This is a genomic window from Pseudactinotalea sp. Z1732 (assembly GCF_049724975.1).
GTDB lineage: Bacteria > Actinomycetota > Actinomycetes > Actinomycetales > Beutenbergiaceae > CALKWS01.
The window spans coordinates 251,612-267,903 of sequence record NZ_JBMPQC010000002.1; the positions used below are offsets into that span (position 1 = coordinate 251,612).

The following is a 16,292-nucleotide window of genomic DNA, read 5'->3' on the forward strand; positions in this document are numbered from 1 at the left end:
CTGCACAGCCCCAGCAACCAGAGGACCTCATGACCGTCACTGACCACGCCACGATGACGCCGCAGCGCGCCACCTGGTTCGCCGAGACCTTCGAGCGCCTGGTGCAGAACGTCTCCGAGGCGATCCTGGGCAAGCACCACGTGGTCCGGTTGGCCTTCACGTGTCTGCTGTCCAACGGGCACCTGCTGCTGGAGGACTTCCCCGGCACCGGGAAGACCTCGCTGGCCCGGTCACTGGCGGCGACCGTGCAGTCGTCACACTCCCGGATCCAGTTCACCCCGGACCTGCTGCCCTCCGACGTGACCGGTGTGACCATCTATGACCAGGAGGCCAAGGAGTGGGACTTCCACAAGGGCCCGATCTTCGCCTCGGTGGTGCTGGCCGATGAGATCAACCGGGCCTCGCCCAAGACCCAGTCGGCGTTACTGGAGGTGATGGAGGAGGGCCGGATCACCGTGGACGGTGTCCCGCACGAGGTGGGCCGCCCGTTCATCGTGCTGGCAACCCAGAACCCTATCGAACAGGCCGGCACCTACCGGCTGCCCGAGGCCCAGCTCGACCGCTTCCTGATGCGTACCTCGCTGGGCTACCCCGATGCCGAGGCCACCACCCGGATCCTGGCCGGGTCGGCGGTGCGGGACCGAACCGCCTCCCTGACCCCGGTGATCACCGGCCCGGCCGTAGTGGACATGGCCGAACTGGCCGGCACGGTCTATGTGGACCCGGCGGTGCTGACCTACGTCACCGAACTCGTCGAGGCCACCCGCGCCGCTCCCGAGATCGCACTGGGCTCCAGTGTCCGGGGCGCTTTGGCACTGGTGCGGACCGCCAAGGTCTGGGCTGCCTCGCAGGGCCGCCACTACGTCATCCCCGATGACATCAAGGAGCTCACCGAACCGGTGCTGGCGCACCGGATGGTGTTGGACGCCGAGGCGGAGTTCGAGGGCGCCAGCGCCGCCGGTTCCCTGGCCCGGATCCTCACCGAGGTGAATCCTCCGGCGCAACGAGCCTCCTGATTCCTCGTGAGCACCACCCAGGCATCCACACCCGAGACCACCCGTTCGGTGACCCGGACGGTCACCCAACTGGTCGGTCAGGTGCGTCGCACCACACAGGCGTTGAGTTGGATCTCCCGCGCCGCGTGGGTGCTGCTCGCCCTCGGGGTGGTGGGTTTGGTGGCCGGGCGGATGCTCGGCTGGGTCGAACTGGTGGTGCTGGGCGCGGGTTTCACCGCGACGGTGATGGTGGCCGCGATCTTCGCGATCGGCCGCCACCCCTACGCCATCGGACTGCGCCTGCGCGAAGGCCGGGTGGTGGTGGGGGAGCGCGCCATGGGCGGGGTCGATGTGCGCAACGTCGGGGACCGGCCCGTGCTGCCGGCCCGCATCGAACTGCCGGTGGGCGGGAGCAGAGCCAGTTTCGCTCTGCCGGCCCTGGCCCCGGCGGAGGAGCACGATGAACTGTTCGTGATCCCCACCGCCCGGCGCGGCGTGATCACCGTGGGTCCGGTCTCCTCGGTTCGCGGTGACCCGCTCGGTCTGGTGCGCCGCTCGGTGCTGTGGACCGATCCGGAGGAACTCTACGTCCACCCCCGCACGGTCCGGATGGGCTCGTCCGCCGCAGGCTTCCTGCACGACCTGGAGGGCCAGGAGACCCGCGACGTCACCAACGCGGACCTGTCCTTCCACGCGCTGCGCGAGTACGGACCCGGGGATGACCGTCGATACGTGCACTGGCGTTCCTCGGCCAAAACCGGCACCTTGATGGTGCGCCAGTTCGAGGAGACCCGGCGCTCCCACATGGTGGTGGCGATGAGTTCCCAGGAACGTGACTACGGTGACCCGGAGGAGTTCGAACTGGTCATCTCCGCACTCGGTTCCCTGGGTCTGGAGGCCATCCACGCCTCGAAGGACCTGACCGCGATGGCCAGCCACGAGGTGATCTCGAGCACCACCACACGCAGACTCCTCGATGACCTGACCCGGCTGGAGGCGGTCCACAGCCCCAGCACGCTGGTGGACCTGGCTCGTGCCGTCACCCGGGACGTCCAGCGCGCCACGGTGGTGGTGCTGTTGTGCGGCTCCGAGGTGGGGCCGCGGGAGATCCGCGCCGCCGGTGCTGTCCTGCCCCTGGGCGTGCGGTCCCTGGCGATCCAGGCGCGGATCGGGGCCGAATCGACCGTGCGCCGGCTCGGACAGGTGACCACGCTGACCCTGGGCTCCCTGGAGGACCTGCCCCGGGGGTTCCGGAAGCTGGAGCGCGTGTGAGCGCCCCGGCACCGGCAGCGAGGCCGCCGGAGGGCTCACCGGTCCCCGCTTCGGGCCCGGCGGGCGGCGGGACCCGGCGCGACCGCGTCGGCCGCGGGTCCTGGTGGCCCGGAGCCGGCTGGTTCACCACCGAGCGTGTCCTGGCGATCGTGGTGCCGGTGCTGCTGATCGCGATGGCGTTGGCCCCCCTGGAACCGGTGTACCTGTCGGCGCGGCTCTTCCTCGTCGCCGGCGTCGCCCTGGTGCTCGGCACCACGATCGCGGTGCTCGGGGCGATGGTGCGCTGGCACACCCTGACCGTGCTCGCGGTGGCGCTGCCGACGTTCTTCGCCTTCGGCGGCCTGGTCGCCCCCGGCAGTGCGATCGGCGGGGTCATCCCCACTCCCACCACCTGGCAACTCATGGGCCGGGGCGTGGTGACCGTATGGAAACAGGTCCTGACCATCGCCCCGCCGCTGGGCAGCACCGGAGCGCTGCTGCTGCTGCCTTACCTGCTGGCGTTCGTTGGGTCCCTGGTCGCCGTGACGATCGCGCTACGGGCCCGGCACTACTCCCTGTCCCTGATCCTGCCGGGTGCGGTTCTGGTGGCCTCGATCCTGTTCGGCACCCGGCTCTCGGTGCTGCCCGGGGTGCTCGGGGTGGCCGGGGTGCTGATCAGCCTGACCTGGGTGGCCCAACGCGCCGGACGACTGGAACTGAATCGCGTGCTGGCGGTCTCGGTGGTGCTCGGGATGGCGGCGGTGGCCGGCACCGGTGCCTCCCTGGTGCTGACCCCCAGCCAGCCCCGAATGGTGTTGCGCGACTACGTCGAGCCACCGCCGGACCCGCACGACTACACCAGCCCCCTGGCCGCCTTCCGCTACTTCGTGGATGACCTGGGCGAGGAGACCCTGCTGCGGGCCACCGGTGTGCCGGCCGGCACACCGGCCCTGCGGCTGGCCACCATGGACTCCTACGACGGGATGGTCTGGGACGTCACGCCCGGGCAGACCCCGGCTACCGGGTCCTTCACCCGGACCGGGGACCGGATCACCGTGGAGGTCCCCGAGGACCCCGCCCGGATCCAGGTGGACGTCGACGCCCTCGGTGGGGTGTGGGTCCCCAATATCGGGATGAGCATCGACGTCACGTTCACCGGGCCCCGCGCGAGCGATCAGACCGAGGGCTTCTACTACAACACCGCCACCCACACGGGCCTGACCACGGCGGGACTGCGGGAGGGAGACTCCTACCAGCTGACGGCCCATCAGCCCGAGCCCGTCCAGGACCTGGAGACCACGCGTCTGGTGGCCGAGAGCCTCGCACTGCCCGAGCCCCGTCAGGTGCCCGACGTGGTCTCCTCACTGGCCACCCAGTTCGCCGACGGGTACACCGGGGACTACCCGCGGATCGAGGCGATCGCCTCGACCCTGTCCACCCAGGGCTTCTTCTCCCACGGCCTGGTCAACGAGGTGCCCTCCCGGCCCGGCCACGGGGCCGGGCGGATGCTGGACATGCTCGAGGCCGAGCAGATGGTGGGCGACCACGAGCAGTACGCCGCCGCGATGGCCCTGATGGTGCGGGCCTTGGGCTACCCCGCCAGGGTCGTCATGGGATTCGAGGTGGATCCCGCCGGCGGCACGGTGCAGGTTCGGGGCGAGGATGTCACCGCCTGGGTCGAGGTGCCCTTCGAGGGGCACGGCTGGTTGCCCTTCTACCCGACGCCGGATGAGGACCAGGTGCCCCAGGCCGAGGACCCCGACCCCCTGGACCACCCCCAGCCCCAGGTGCTGCAGCCGCCGGATCCCCCGCAGGAACCCCCGGACGTGCCACCGGAGGACCGCGACGACGCGGAGGTCCAGGACGAGACCACCGAGGATGAGCAGGAGCAGCGAACCTGGGCGCTGATCGCCGCCGTTGCGGCGATCCCCCTGTTGCTGCTGCTCAGTCCGTTCCTGATCATCGCTGCGGTCAAGGCCCGACGGCGACGGCGCCGGCGCACCGTCGGGACACCGGACCGGCGGATCGCCGGGGGGTGGACCGAGCTGGAGGATCAGGCGATCGACCTCGGATCCGGGCGCGCCGACGGGCTCACCCGCCGGGAGGCCGCTGCCGAGCTGGACGCCCGTTTCGAGGGCGCGGGCACCTCGGGGCTGGCCATCGCCGCCGACGCGGGTGTCTTCGGTCCGCGCCTGCCCGATGAGGAGGAGGCGGCCACGTTCTGGGTCGAGGTGCGGGCCGCCCGATCCCGGCTGCGCGGGAGCGTGGGGCGGCGAGCCAGGTTCCGTTCCCACTTCTCCCCGCGATCGCTTCGCCGCTGAGGTACCCGCGACGATAGGCTGGGCCCATGTGGTTCCATCACGAGGAACGTTGGGTCAGCGAGCAGACCATCAAGGACCTGTGCGTCGAACTGATCGACCAGGCTCGCAGCCGGCTGGGGATCGCGGACCTGCGCCGGGTGCTGCTGCTCCCGCCCGACATCACCCGGGCACACTCCGGCGTCGGCTGGATCACCGAGCACCTCTATCACCTGCTCACCGACGCCGGGGCGGACGTGCACCTGATCCCCACCCTGGGACAGCACGTGCCACACACCCCGGCGGACAACACCTTCATGTTCGGCTCCGTGCCGCATGAGCGCATCCACGTGCACGACTGGAAGGACGGGGTCACCCACCTCGGCACCGTGCCGGCCGAGAAGGTGGCCGAGTTCACTGGGGGGGCGGTGGCCTGGGATATCCCGATCGACGTCAACACCATGACCGTCACCGGGGACTGGGACCTGATCATCAACGTCGGACACGTGGTGCCGCACGAGGTGCTCGGGTTCGCCAACCACAACAAGAACTACTTCATCGGCCTCGGCGGGAAACGGCTGCTGGGTGCCTCCCACATGGCCTCGGCCGTCTACGGCATCGAGAACAACCTGGGCAATCTGCTCACTCCGGTGCGCCAGGCGTTCAACTACGCCGAGGAGCGCTTCCTGTCCCACCTGCCCGACGTCTATCTGCAGGTGGTGATGGACTACGACTCCGACTCCACCCTGCGCCACACCGGCGTGTACGTGGGGGACGGGTTGGAGACCTACCTGGCCGCTGCCCGCGCCAGCACCGAGCAGAACATCATTCCCTTCGATGAGCCGGTGGACAAGATCGTCGCGGTGATGCAGGCCGATGAGTTCCGGGCCACCTGGGTGGCGAACAAGGCTGTGTACCGCACCCGGATGGCGATGGCCGACGGCGGTGAGCTCGTGGTCATCGCCCCCGGTGTCGAGCGGTTCGGCGAGCAACCCGAGGTCGATGCGCTGATCCGCAAGTACGGATACCTGAGTAAGGAGGAAGTGTTGGCCCACTACGCGGTGGAGGCGGACATGCAGGACATTCCGCACGGCACCGCCCACCTCGTGCACGGCTCACCCGAGGGCCGATTCACCATCACCTACGCCCCCGGCGGGCTGACCCGGGCCGAGATCGAGTCCGTCGGCTACCGGTACATGGACCCCGGCGAGGCGCTTCGCCGTTACGATCCCGAGATCATGACCGACGGCTGGAACACCATGGATGACGGCGAACGCGTCTTCTACATCTCCACCCCCTCGGCCGGGTTGTGGGCCACCCGCGAGCGGCTGGCCGCCCGGTCCGCGCACGAGCGACACCACTGAGACCGCCGTCATGAGCCAGCCCCTACCTGGCCGGGCCGTGCCGGCCCGGCCCGGACCGCAGGCACCCGGGCCACCTGGCCCGGGCGGGCAGGCGCCCGAGCCCGCGCCCTCGCCATGGTCCCCGAGTGTGCGGTCAGCGGTCTACCTGCCCCCGGACGCCCCGTCACGACCCGGGGCGTGGCACCTGCCGCAGGTGCGCGCTCAAGCGCTGCACGCGCTGATCGAGGACGTGGCCGGGTGGCCGCGCAACATCCACGGGCTGTTCGTGCTGCTGCTCGGCGTGGCCGGTGCGAGCACGCTGGTACTGGCGACCTCCGGAATGGCGCAGGGGGCGCTCTTCTGGCTCCTGGTCGCCACCGCCGCGGTGGCGCTGCTGGCGTGGGTGTTGTGGGGGCTGTGGCTGGAACGCAGCGGGTGGCGGGCCATCGCTGCGGCCGGCCGGTGGCACGCTGCCTACGTGCGCGGCACCGGAGCCAGTGGGCACGTCACCACTCCCTCGGTGCGGGATGTCTTCACCACCGCGATGGTCGTGCGGATCGCCGTGGCCCTCGGGCTACTTGCCGGCGCCGCTTGGACGCTGGCCTACGCGGCACCGGAGACCGGCGCCCGGTCCGGGCACCCGGGTGCCTACCTTGCGCTGGCAGCGGTACTGGCAATCGGCAGCCTGGCCGTGCTGGCCGGCCTCGTGGCGATGCTGGTGGCGCTGCGGCGTCGTCCCTCGGCCGAGGCCCGGGCTCGCGCACAGGGCCAGGACCGCACGCACGCCGCGCACCCGGGGCAGCCGCAGGTGTCTGCCGACGGTACCGGCGCCCCGCAGCCGGGCCACGCCGTCACGTTCGGTCCGCCGGACCAGACGCTCATGCCCACCGCACACCATCCCGGCCCGGCGGCGCAGCAGGTGCCCCCCGCTGCGCAGGACGTGCCGGGCGCACCGACCGCGCCCGGACAGCCGGTGCCCTCGGTGGGCTGGGCCCAGGAGCCCGGCCCACCGGCATCGCCGGCCCGCCCTGCTGCGCCACCGCAGCGTTCGGCAGGTGCGGGTGCCGCCCAGGGGACGGGGTACGCCCCGGAGGCCCCTGCCGGCGACGGGGAGGAGTTGGAGCGTACCCGCCTGGCTGCCCGGCTGGGCCCGGTCCCCTCGGAGTCACGCACCCGCGAACCCGGTGGTGTGGCCGTGGTGCTCCCGGACGGGCGGCACCTGCCCGGTGAGGCAACCACCCTGATCGGTCGTGATCCGCGGGCCCGGGAGGGCGAACAGGTGGAGGCGCTGCTGCGGGTGGCGGACCAGTCGGTCTCCAAGACCCATGTGCAGATGCGGATCAGCGGTGGCCGCGTCTCCGTGACCGACCGGGCCTCGACCAATGGCACCGTAATGGTGGGCCCGGACGGCACCCGGGTGGAACTTGAGCCGTGGCGGGAGACAGCGGTACGGGTCGGCTCCACGGTACGGATGGGCAGCACCGAGATCCTGGTCATGCTGCCCGAGGATGTCTCCTGACCGGCCCGCCATCGTCGACCGGAGTCACCGCGACGACGGGACCGGCCGGCTGCGCTAGAGTGGGCATCGTGAACCACCTCCTGCTCCTTCCTCGCCGCGACGAGGCCTGACCCGGCCGGATCCTCGTCGCGGGCGCTAGCGACCCCGGCTCGAAGGACAAGGACTGGGAAGGACGCAACACAACGATGAGCACTCGCACTATTCACGGCATGCCGGTGGGCAAGTACCGGCCGTTCCTGGACACGATGGCGGTGGATCTGCCGAACCGGCAGTGGCCCTCACGGCGGATCCAGCAGGCACCGCGATGGCTATCCACCGACCTGCGCGACGGGAACCAGGCCCTGATCGAACCCATGGATCCGCAGCGCAAACGGACCATGTTCGACCTGCTCGTACGAATGGGGTACAAGGAGATCGAGGTCGGGTTCCCCGCGGCCAGCAAGGCCGACTTCGACTTCGTCCGTTCCATCATCGCCGATGACGCGATCCCGGAGGACGTGACGATCTCGGTGCTGACCCAGGCGCGCGAGGACCTGATCGAGCGCACCGTCCGCTCACTGATCGGGGCGCACCGGGCGAACGTGCACATGTACAACGCCACCGCGCCGGTGTTCCGGGAGGTGGTGTTCCGCAACGACAAGGACGGCACGAAACTGCTGGCCACCGCTGGAACCCAGCATGTGATGGACCACGCCGAGAAGTTGCTGGACCCCGATACCGAGTTCGGGTACCAGTACTCCCCGGAGATCTTCTCCGACACCGAGTTGGAGTACGCCCTGGAGGTGTGCGAGGCGGTCATGGACGTGTGGTCCCCCGGCGAGGGCCGCGAGATCATCCTGAACCTGCCCGCCACCGTGGAGCGGGCCACCCCGAACGTCTACGCCGACCAGATCGAGTGGATGTCCACGAACCTGTCCCGCCGGGAGTTCGTGTCGCTGAGCGTGCACCCGCACAACGACCGGGGCAGCGCGGTCGCCGCCGCCGAGTTGGCGGTGATGGCCGGTGCGGACCGGATCGAGGGGTGCCTGTTCGGTCAGGGTGAGCGCACCGGGAACGTGGACCTGGTGACCCTGGGCATGAACCTGTACAGCCAGGGCATCGATCCGCTGATCGACTTCTCCGACATCGACGCGATCCGCCGCACTGTGGAGCACTGCACCCAGATGGATGTGCACCCGCGCCACCCCTACGGCGGGGACCTGGTCTACACCGCCTTCTCCGGATCCCACCAGGACGCGATCAAGAAGGGCTTCCAGAACCGGGCGCTACAGGTGGCCGAGCACGGCGAGGACGTGCCCTGGGACCTGCCCTACCTGCCGGTGGACCCGCGCGATGTGGGCCGGGACTACGAGGCCGTCATCCGGGTGAACTCCCAGTCCGGCAAGGGCGGAGTGTCCTATCTGCTGGCCTCCACCCGCAGTCTGGACCTGCCACGGCGGTTGCAGATCGAGTTCTCCCGCATCGTGCAGCGCCACACCGATTCCGGGGGCGGGGAGATGACCGCGGACGCGTTGTGGGCGATCTTCTCCGATGAGTACCTGCCGGCCACCCCGGGCAGCGACCTGCGGCCGTGGGGGCGGTTCGAACTCGGCGCCACTCAGGTGATCTCTGCCGGTGACGGCTCCGATGACACCCTGACCGTCACCCTCACCGACGCCTCCGAGCAGGTGGAACTGACCGGGCGCGGCAACGGGCCGGTGGCGGCGTTCGTCGACCTGCTGGCCGGGCGCGACGTCATCGTGCGGGTGCTGGACTACCACGAGCACGCCCTCTCGGCCGGTGGGGACGCCGCGGCTGCGGCATACGTGGAGTGCGAGGTCGGCGACCAGGTGCTGTGGGGGGTCGGCATCGACCCGTCAATCACCACGGCGTCGTTCAAGGCGATCATCTCGGCGGTCAACCGCGCGTTGCGCTGACGGACTCACCGATGGGGCCACCGGGCCTGCCCCGGGGCGATGGTGGACAATGGGGCGGTGCGTACCTATCGGGATGAGGCGATCGTGCTGCGCACCCACAAGTTGGGTGAGGCGGACCGGATCCTGACCTTGCTCACCCGGCACACCGGGCAGGTGCGTGCCGTGGCCAAGGGAGTGCGGCGCACCTCATCGAAGTTCGGTGCGCGCCTGGAACCGTTCAGCCTGATCGACGTCCAGCTCTACTCCGGGCGTAACCTCGACATCGTCACCCAGGTGGACACGATCGCTCCGCACGGTCGGGCGATCGGCTCCGACTACGCCCTGTTCACCACCGCCACCGCGATGGTCGAGACCGCCGGGCGGCTCACCGAGATGGAACGCCAGCCGGCCACCCAGCAGTTCCTGCTGCTGGCCGGTGCGTTGCGCGCCCTCGCTGGGCGTGAGCACGCGATCACGCTGGTGCTGGACTCCTACCTGCTGCGGGCCCTGGCGATCGCCGGCTGGGCCCCGAGTTTCGCATCCTGCGCCCGGTGCCAGTCCGACGGGATCCACCGGGCGTTCTCTGCCGGCATGGGCGGGATGGTGTGCAGCAACTGCCGCCCACCCGGTGCCGCGGCACCGGCCCCGCAGACCGTGGCACTGCTGTCGGCGTTGCTCACCGGCGACTGGGACGTGGCCGACGTCTCGGAGGAGACCCACCGCAAGGAGGCCTCCGGTCTGGTGGCGGTGTACACCCAGTGGCACCTGGAGCGGCAACTGCGTTCGCTGCGGATGGTGGAACGGGTGTGAGCGGACAGGTTCAATCGCCACCCGCGCATCCATCGGGAGCCCGGCCCCCACGGTTGCCGCCCGGCCGGATACCGCGGCACGTGGCGATCGTGATGGACGGCAACGGCCGTTGGGCCAATGCTCGCGGTCTTCCCCGAACCGAGGGACACGCCGCAGGGGAGGCGGTGCTGCTGGACGTGGTGGCCGGGGCGATCGAACTCGGGATCACCCACATCAGCGCCTACGCCTTCTCCACCGAGAACTGGAAGCGCTCGCCGGCCGAGGTGCGCTTCCTGATGGGCTTCAACCGGGACGTGCTGCGCCGGCGCCGCGACGAGATGAACGACTGGGGGGTGCGGGTGCGCTGGGCCGGGCGGCGCCGGCGGCTCTGGCGCAGCGTCATCGCGGAACTCGAGGAGGCCGAGCGCCTCACCGCCAACAACACCGTGTGCACGCTGACGATGTGTGTGAACTACGGCGGCCGCGCCGAACTGGCCGACGCCGCCGCGGCCATGGCCCGCGATGCGGTGGCCGGGCGGGTCGATCCGGAGCGGGTCAGCGAGCGGACGTTGGCCAGGTATCTGGACGAGCCCGACCTGCCGGATGTGGATCTGTTCCTGCGCACCGGGGGAGAGCAGCGCGCGTCGAACTTCCTGATCTGGCAGGCCGCCTACGCCGAGATGATCTTCATCGACAAACCCTGGCCGGAGGTGGACCGCCGGGACCTGTGGGAGGCAGCCGCCGCCTACGCCGCGCGGGACCGGCGCTATGGGGCTGCGGTGGACAGGCCCAGCAGTTCCTGACCGGCACCTCCGCGGGCCCGCTCAGGTCCCGTCGTCAGGAGGAGGGGGTGACCGGTGCGTCGTCGGAGGCTTTGCGCGCGTGGGCGGTCTGGCTGCCGTGCGCTCCCCCACCGCGCAGGCCCGTGTCGCCGCCGTCAAGTCCGCCGTCGACGCTCCCCGGCTCGACCGGCTCGGTACCGGTACCGGTGAGCAGAGGTGGCTCCGCGGCCGCCCGGGCACGCTTGCGCCGGATGCGTAGCGCGATCAGCGTGACGGCCAGGGCCAGCGCCAGGGTCATGGCGATCAGGCCCGCCGGACTCCCGGCCGCTGCGGCGATGATGGCCGCCCACAACCCGAACCCGATGGTGGAGTAGATCGCGGCCCACGCCAGGGATCCGGGAATCTGGGCCAGGATGTACCACAGCAGCGGAATCCGCAGCATGCCGGCCGCGGCCTGCACCAGCGACTGGAAACCCACCGTGACGTAACAGAACGAGACCACCGGCAGACCCCAGCGCTGGATGGAACGCACACCCGCATCGGCGCCGCCGTCGGAGAGCCAGCGGTGGGCCCGCGCCCGCCACCCGGTGGTCGGTGCGGTCCGCTTCAGCGCCTGCTCGGTGGGGATGCGGCCGATCCAATACATCATCTGCCCGCGCGCCATCGCCATGAGGAACAACACCACGTACACCGCCCAGAAGGGCCCCGTGGTGAAGAAGTTGCCCATCAACTCTCTCTTCCGGCGCAACTTGCGCAGATGCCGTACAACTCCGCGATGTGTTCGACCTCGACGAAATTGTACGCGCGGGCCACGCTGGCGGCCCACTGCTCGACCAGGTCCGCCCCGATCTCCTCGGTGCGTCCGCACCGCCGGCACAACAGGTGATGGTGATGCTCGGTCCGCGCGCACCGGCGGTACATCGCCTCACCCTCGTCGTTGCGCAGCACGTCCACGTCCCCGTTGGTGACCATGGTCTGCACGGTCCGGTACACCGTGGCCAGGCCCACCGAGTGGCCCTGGTCGCGCAGTAGATCGTGCAGTTCCTGTGCGGTGCGGAACTCCTCAGACTCCGCGAGCACCTCGGCAACGGCGGCCCGCTGGCGGGTCATGCGCTGCATGGCCTCATCTCTCCTACGTGACGTTGTTCAGCCGGACATCGTCGGCCATCTCGGGGTGGGCCGACCGGTCCCGGGGGCGCCTGGCCTGGATGATCGGGCGCACCGCGGCGATCAGGGCGTACACGCCGATCGCCACCACCACGATCATCGCACCCGGGGCCAGCCGGTGGAAGAAGGTGATCGTGAGGCCCGTCACGCACACCAGCGCACCGATCACCATCGCCAGCGCCATTGTGCGACGGAAGGAGGAGGTGATGAGCTGGGCGATCGCGACGGGCACGATCATCAGGGCCGAGACCAGCAACAGCCCGACCACCCGCATCGCCACCGTCACGGTCACGGCTGCGACCACGGCGATCAGGATGGTGAGCAAGCGGACCGGCAGACCGGTGGAGCGGGCGAACTCCTCGTCCTGGCAGACGGCGAACAGCGCGGTGCCCAACCCCAGACCGACGACCAGGATCGCCGCCGACATGAGGACGGTCACGGTCAGGTCGCTGGTGGACACGGTGGCCAGCGAGCCGAACAGGTAGGCCATCAGGTTGGCGTTGGTGCCGCCGGCCAGGCCGATGATGACCACGCCTCCGGCGATGCCTCCGTAGAACAACAGCGCGAGCGCCACGTCGCCGCTGGTGGCGCCGCGGGCACGGACCACCTCGATCAGGACCGCACCGATCACGGCCGCGGCCATCGCGCCCGGGACAGCGTAGGCCTCCATGTCCGTGGCTCCGGTGGCGGCACCCACCAACCATCCGATCGCCACCCCGGTCAGGGCCACGTGCCCGATCCCGTCACCGAGCAGCGAGAGCCTGCGCTGCACCAGGTAGGTGCCCACCACCGGCGCCGCCAGGCCCACGATCAGCGCCGCCAGCAGGGAACGTTGCGTCATCGGGCTGGCCAGCACCGCGGCGAGTTGGTCCAGGACGCTCGTCGAGGCCAGGTTCGCCGTCGCACTCGCCGTGGTCATCAGCGCCAGGGCAGCGATCATGGCAGCGTCACCTGGAGCGGGTCGGGCGGGCCCTCGTACTCTCCGTGATCGGCGTGCACGTGCTCATGCTCGGGATGGTCGTGGAACGGCGCAGGTTCGGGCAGGTCGCCGTCGTGGACCACGCGTCCCTGACGGATCACGACCGCGCGGTCGATCAGCGGGCGCAACAACCCGAGTTCGTGCAGCACCACCACCGTGGTGACCTCCTGGGACTTCAACTCGCTGAGCAGGTCGGCGAAGACCTCCTGGCTCGGGTGGTCCACCCCTGCCATCGGTTCGTCCATCAGCAGCAGATCGGGACGTCGGACCAGCGCGCGGGCGATGCTGACGCGTTGCTGTTGCCCACTCGAGAGGTGATGCAGTGCCTTGCCGCGCTGGTCGACCATGCCCACCGCCTCCAGGGCGGCCTCGGTGGCGGCGCGCCCGTCCTTGCCCACCCACCAGCGTCGGCGTGACAACAGGCCGGTGCGGACAACCTCCTCGGCGGTCGCCGGGACGCCGCTGGCCGAACTCGGGCGTTGCGGGACGTAGCCGATCCGGTGCCACGGCGCACCGTGGCCCAGGGGTGCCCCCAGGATGCCCACCTGGCCAGCCGAGATCGGCACCAGGCCGAGGCAGGCGCGCATCAGCGTGGACTTGCCCGAGCCGTTCGCACCGAGTAGCGCGACCATCTCACCCTTGGTCACCTGTAGGTTCGCCCGGTGCAGGATCTGGACGCCGCCCAGGTGCACGTCCACGTTCGTGGCGTTCAGGGTGCTCACCGGCATGTCAGCCCCTCGGCCAGGGCCTCCAGGTTGGCCTCCATCACCTCGAAGTAGTCGGTGGCCGGTGGGTGCAGGTTCTCCAGGGAGTCCAGCGTGAGGACCTGGAGGTCGAGTTCAGCGGCCAGGGCATCGCTGACCCGTGCGCTGGCCAGGGGGTCCACGAAGATCGTGTTCACGCCCTCGGCGAGCACCACGGCGCGGATCTCGGCGAGGCGGGCCGGGGAGGGTTCCACGTGCGGGTCCAGGCCGGCGATGCCCACCTGGGTCAGGTCATAGCGCATCGCCAGGTAGCCGAAGGCGAGGTGGCTGACCAGCATGACCTCGTCGGAGCAGGAGGCCAGCGTGGTGCGGTAGTGCTCATCGAGAGCGTCCAGATCCGCCTGCAGCTGCGCGGCGTTGGCCTCGAATGTCCCGGCGTGCTCCGTCGCGGTCTGACCGAGCGCCTCGGCAAGTGCGTGAGCGGCAGTGGCCATCCGCTCGGTGTCGAGCCAGAAGTGCGGATCCTCCGTGCCGTGGTCGTGCCCGTCGTGGTCGTCGTCGTGTGCGTGCTGGTCGTTGTGGTCGTCGTCGCGTGCGTGGTCGTCGTCGTGTGCGTGATCGTCGTTGTGGTCGTCGTCGTGTCCGTGGTCGTCGTGTGCGTGCTCGTCATCTGAGGCGGTGCCCGAGTCCGTGCCGGAGCGCACGGTGGCGGAGGTGTCCTGCAGATCCACCACCTCGGCGAGATCCAGTCCGACCGGCCCGGACACCTGCTCCATGGCCGCATCCACCGCGGGCTGGAAGCCGGATAGATAGACGACCACGTCGGCCTGTTCGATCATCGCCACATCGACCGGGGACAGTTCCAGGTCGTGTGGATCGGCGCCGGAGGGCGTGAGGTCGTCGGCGCCGACCAGGTCGCCTCCGACCTGCTCGGCGAGGAAGTGCAGCGGATAGAAGGCCGTCACCACGCTCAGGTTCTCCGGTTCCCCGGGAGAGGTGGGGGCTGGGGTGCCGGCGTCGGAACATGCGGCAAGGAGCAGGCCGACGCCCGCCAGGGTCGCCGTGCATCGGAATGGCGCTGTGCGTGCGAACATTGTGCCATTCTCATCGGCAATGAGAACCAGTGTCAATAAGGATATGGTGTGTCCCGTACCACTCTGCACGGATGGTGCGCTGACCCGGCTGCCGTCAAACACGAACGAGGAATTACGGCAGTGTCGCTGCGGCGAGCACGGCCTGATGCCGGGCACAGTGTGAACAATGACGCATGAGCACACCGATACCGACCTCGATCCAGCGGTAGCCCGACGAACACGGCGGATCCTGCTGGCGGTCGTGCTGCCGCTGCTGTTGGCCACCGTCGTGGGTCTGGCCCTCCTGTGGCCGCGGGGGGAGACCCCGGTGGGCTCGCGGGAGAATCCGGTGGAGGGCCCGGGTTTCACCACCGCGGTGATCACCGAGGTCACCGGTGAGGTCGGCACCGAGGCGATGGCCGAACTGCAGGACGGCACCGAGCGGATCGTGCCGATCCAGGTGCCTCCGGAGATCGTCTCCGCCGGGATCGAACCCGGTGACACCATCCGGATCTTCTTCACCACCGGGGCGATGGGCTCGGGTAGCCCGTATGTGTACGTGGACGCCGTCCGGGACGTGCCCTTGTTGCTGCTCACCGGCCTGTACGTGCTCGTCGTGGTGCTGGTGGCGCGGATCCGGGGGTTGATGGCTATCGTCGGCCTGCTGGCTTCCCTGGGTGTGGTGGCGGCGTTCCTGGTGCCGGCGCTGATGTCGGGCGCCCCGGCGATGCTGACCACGCTGGTCGGTGCCAGCGCGATGATGTTCTTCGCGGTGTATCTGGCCCACGGTGTCTCGATCCGCACCACCACCGCGCTCCTGGGCACCTTCATCGGGCTGGCTGTGACGACGGGACTGGCGTGGTGGTCCACGAGTGCGGCGCGGCTGTCCGGGGCGGGGTCGGACAGTGCGCTGATGCTCGACGCGGTCCTGCCCGGGTTGGGCCTGCGTGACCTGTTGATGTGCGGCATCGTGATCGCCGGGTTGGGCGCGCTCAACGACGTCTCGATCACGCAGGCCTCGGCGGTGTGGGAACTGCACGCGGCGAACCCGGACGCCCCCACCCGCAGCGTCTTCGCCCGGGCGATGCGAATCGGCCGCGACCACATCGCCTCCACCGTCTACACCCTGGCCTTCGCGTACGTCGGCACCGCGATGACCACCCTGATGGTGGTGATGCTCTACGACCGTTCCGTCACCAGCACACTCACCGCCGGGGAGATCGCCGAGGAGGTGGTGCGCACCCTGGTCTCCTCGATCGGCCTGGTACTGGCCATCCCGGCGACCACCTTCATCGCGGCCATGCTGGTGCGCTCCAGCCGCCGCCGTGCTGAGCCGGTCCGGGCCGGCGGCCGGCGAAGCGCCGGGCGCCCCGGCACACCCGTGAGTGTCGAGCACCGGGCTGCCGAGATCGAGTCCGACGACGACGGTGCGCATCGCCAGAGCCCGGCGACGTGAGGCGGTGGGCCGGTGGCCCGGGACCACCTGAGCCGATCAGGT

General features: G+C 70.1%; 14 protein-coding genes. 9 read left to right on the top strand and 5 right to left on the bottom strand.

What is annotated here, in order from left to right:
* Positions 1 to 29: 29 nt before the first annotated feature.
* The 8 genes from ACPL7H_RS04970 (at position 30) to ACPL7H_RS05005 (ending at position 10,892) form a co-directional block, all read left to right on the top strand.
* Positions 30 to 1,016, top strand: coding sequence for an AAA family ATPase (locus ACPL7H_RS04970; RefSeq protein ID WP_424786192.1), 987 nt, complete (start codon positions 30 to 32; stop codon positions 1,014 to 1,016).
* Positions 1,017 to 1,022: 6 nt separating this feature from the next.
* Positions 1,023 to 2,267 (top strand): DUF58 domain-containing protein, encoded by a 1,245-nt coding sequence (locus ACPL7H_RS04975; RefSeq protein WP_424795982.1) that lies wholly within the window; start codon positions 1,023 to 1,025, stop codon positions 2,265 to 2,267.
* Positions 2,264 to 4,567 carry a transglutaminaseTgpA domain-containing protein gene (locus ACPL7H_RS04980; protein WP_424795983.1) on the top strand — a complete coding sequence of 768 codons (2,304 nt, stop codon included), beginning with the start codon at positions 2,264 to 2,266 and terminating at the stop codon, positions 4,565 to 4,567. Before ACPL7H_RS04975 ends, ACPL7H_RS04980 begins: the two co-directional genes overlap by 4 nt.
* 26 nt (positions 4,568 to 4,593) lie before the next feature.
* Complete coding sequence (locus tag ACPL7H_RS04985; RefSeq protein WP_424795984.1) at positions 4,594 to 5,907, top strand: lactate racemase domain-containing protein; 1,314 nt, start codon at positions 4,594 to 4,596, stop codon at positions 5,905 to 5,907.
* A gap of 127 nt (positions 5,908 to 6,034) precedes the next feature.
* Positions 6,035 to 7,405: an FHA domain-containing protein gene (locus ACPL7H_RS04990; RefSeq protein WP_424795985.1), complete on the top strand. Its 1,371-nt coding sequence runs from the start codon at positions 6,035 to 6,037 to the stop codon at positions 7,403 to 7,405.
* 185 nt (positions 7,406 to 7,590) lie between these two features.
* A complete protein-coding gene (leuA, locus tag ACPL7H_RS04995; protein WP_424786187.1) occupies positions 7,591 to 9,321 on the top strand; it encodes a 2-isopropylmalate synthase in 1,731 nt (576 codons plus the stop codon).
* Positions 9,322 to 9,378: 57 nt separating this feature from the next.
* Positions 9,379 to 10,110, top strand: a complete 732-nt coding sequence (recO, locus tag ACPL7H_RS05000; RefSeq protein ID WP_424786186.1) for a DNA repair protein RecO — start codon at positions 9,379 to 9,381, stop codon at positions 10,108 to 10,110.
* A complete protein-coding gene (locus tag ACPL7H_RS05005) occupies positions 10,107 to 10,892 on the top strand; it encodes an isoprenyl transferase (protein WP_424795986.1) in 786 nt (261 codons plus the stop codon). The genes recO and ACPL7H_RS05005 overlap by 4 nt, the downstream gene beginning before the upstream one ends.
* A gap of 34 nt (positions 10,893 to 10,926) precedes the next feature.
* Here the strand turns inward: ACPL7H_RS05005 and ACPL7H_RS05010 are convergent, their stop codons facing one another.
* The 5 genes from ACPL7H_RS05010 to ACPL7H_RS05030 form a co-directional block, all read right to left on the bottom strand.
* Entirely contained in the window at positions 10,927 to 11,598 is a 672-nt protein-coding gene (locus ACPL7H_RS05010) for a DedA family protein (RefSeq protein WP_424795987.1), read from the bottom strand.
* Positions 11,598 to 11,990 carry a Fur family transcriptional regulator gene (locus ACPL7H_RS05015; protein ID WP_424786183.1) on the bottom strand — a complete coding sequence of 131 codons (393 nt, stop codon included), beginning with the start codon at positions 11,988 to 11,990 and terminating at the stop codon, positions 11,598 to 11,600. The genes ACPL7H_RS05010 and ACPL7H_RS05015 overlap by 1 nt, the downstream gene beginning before the upstream one ends.
* A 13-nt stretch (positions 11,991 to 12,003) precedes the next feature.
* Positions 12,004 to 12,879: a metal ABC transporter permease gene (locus ACPL7H_RS05020; protein ID WP_424796331.1), complete on the bottom strand. Its 876-nt coding sequence runs from the start codon at positions 12,877 to 12,879 to the stop codon at positions 12,004 to 12,006.
* 95 nt (positions 12,880 to 12,974) lie between these two features.
* On the bottom strand, positions 12,975 to 13,745 hold the full coding sequence (locus ACPL7H_RS05025; protein WP_424795988.1) for a metal ABC transporter ATP-binding protein: 771 nt from the start codon (positions 13,743 to 13,745) through the stop codon (positions 12,975 to 12,977).
* On the bottom strand, positions 13,736 to 14,815 hold the full coding sequence (locus ACPL7H_RS05030; protein WP_424795989.1) for a metal ABC transporter substrate-binding protein: 1,080 nt from the start codon (positions 14,813 to 14,815) through the stop codon (positions 13,736 to 13,738). Before ACPL7H_RS05030 ends, ACPL7H_RS05025 begins: the two co-directional genes overlap by 10 nt.
* Positions 14,816 to 14,981: 166 nt before the next feature.
* Between ACPL7H_RS05030 and ACPL7H_RS05035 the strand changes: the two genes are divergently transcribed.
* Positions 14,982 to 16,250 (top strand): YibE/F family protein, encoded by a 1,269-nt coding sequence (locus ACPL7H_RS05035; protein WP_424795990.1) that lies wholly within the window; start codon positions 14,982 to 14,984, stop codon positions 16,248 to 16,250.
* Positions 16,251 to 16,292: the final 42 nt, after the last annotated feature.